The following is a 1,904-nucleotide window of genomic DNA, read 5'->3' as shown; positions in this document are numbered from 1 at the left end:
GAGTTTATTTTTTACCTGACTTGTCCATATTCCAGAAGTCTGTCACGGCTCCACGAGAAGCAGATGATACGATATGGGCGTATTTACCGAGGACACCACGACTGTATAGTGGTGGCAAGGTTGTTTCTGCCTTACGTTTTTCAAGTTCTTCTTCGGATACGGCCATGGAAATTTCTTTGGTATCTTGGTCAACCGTAACGATATCGCCTGTACGAAGGTAGGCAATTGGTCCACCATCCTGAGCTTCAGGAGCGATATGTCCAACAACCAGACCATAAGTACCACCAGAGAAACGGCCATCCGTCAAGAGGGCAACCTTGTCTCCTTGACCTTTACCAACAATCATTGATGAAAGTGAGAGCATCTCAGGCATACCAGGACCACCCTTAGGTCCAACGAAACGAACAACGACTACATCGCCATCAACGATTTCATCTGTCAGAACGGCCTGAATAGCATCTTCTTCTGAGTCAAAGACCTTAGCTGGACCAACGTGACGACGGACCTTAACACCTGATACCTTGGCAACCGCACCATCAGGAGCAAGGTTCCCGTTCAAGATGATAAGCGGACCGTCCGCACGTTTTGGATTTTCAAGTGGCATGATAACTTTTTGACCTGGTGTGAGGTCTGCAAAGTCAGCCAAGTTCTCAGCTACAGTCTTACCAGTACATGTGATGCGGTCTCCATGAAGGAATCCATTTGCCAAGAGGTACTTCATAACCGCAGGGACACCACCGACTTCATAGAGGTCTTGGAAGACATACTGACCCGATGGTTTCAAATCGGCCAAGTGAGGCACACGCTCTTGGATCGTATTGAAGTCCTCAAGCGACAAGTCAACATTTGCAGCATGGGCAATGGCAAGCAAGTGAAGAGTGGCGTTTGTAGAACCACCGAGAGCCATAGTTACAGTGATGGCATCTTCAAAGGCTTCACGAGTCAAGATATCTGATGGTTTGAGACCAAGTTCCAACATCTTAACAACAGCACGTCCTGCTGCTTCGATATCTTCTTTCTTGTCAGCTGATTCAGCTGGGTGAGAGGATGACCCTGGCAAACTCATACCTAGAACTTCAATAGCAGTCGCCATGGTATTAGCAGTATACATACCACCACAGCCACCAGGCCCAGGGCAGGCATTACATTCAAGACGTTTCACGTCCTCAGCTGTCATATCACCGTGGTTCCATTTTCCGATCCCCTCAAAAACAGAAACCAAGTCGATGTCTTTGCCATCAAGATTTCCCGGTGCAATAGTTCCACCATAAGCGAAAATAGCTGGGATATCCATATTAGCAATAGCAATCATAGATCCAGGCATGTTCTTGTCACAGCCACCGATAGCGACGAAGGCATCCACGTTGTGCCCACCCATAGCCGCCTCGATTGAGTCTGCAATGATATCACGAGATGTCAAAGAAAAACGCATACCAGGCGTTCCCATGGCAATCCCATCCGCTACAGTAATAGTTCCAAACTGCACAGGCCAAGCACCTGCAGATTTGACACCTTCTTTAGCCAATTTCCCAAAATCATGCAAGTGAATGTTACATGGTGTATTTTCCGCCCAAGTCGAAATCACTCCCACAATCGGTGTTTCAAAGTCCTTATCTGTCATACCAGTCGCACGAAGCATGGCACGGTTTGGTGATTTAACCATGCTGTCATAAATGCTACTGCGGTGACGTTTATCTAATTCAGTCATTTGTTCCCTCCCATTTCAGTTTTTACTATTATAGCACATTTTAAAAACAATGAACAGAAGAAAATTCTTGAATTTTCAGAAAATTCTATATACATATGAAATATTTAAAACTAAAAACAACAAAGCGGATTAGTGCACTTTCTGATGACCAGAATATGCTTTTTAATCCGCTTTCTTTAAATAACGTACTGTAATT

General features: G+C 45.2%; 1 protein-coding gene. It reads right to left on the bottom strand.

Going from position 1 to position 1,904, the window contains the following annotated elements:
* Positions 1-4: 4 nt before the first annotated feature.
* On the bottom strand, positions 5-1,708 hold the full coding sequence (ilvD, locus tag WKI42_RS10245; RefSeq protein WP_000137343.1) for a dihydroxy-acid dehydratase: 1,704 nt from the start codon (positions 1,706-1,708) through the stop codon (positions 5-7).
* Positions 1,709-1,904 lie beyond the last annotated feature (196 nt).

The organism is Streptococcus pseudopneumoniae, from assembly GCF_038148935.1.
Lineage (GTDB): Bacteria > Bacillota > Bacilli > Lactobacillales > Streptococcaceae > Streptococcus > Streptococcus pseudopneumoniae_U.
Note: the sequence above shows the minus strand (reverse complement) of the source record. Positions and strands in the feature narration are given on the sequence as shown.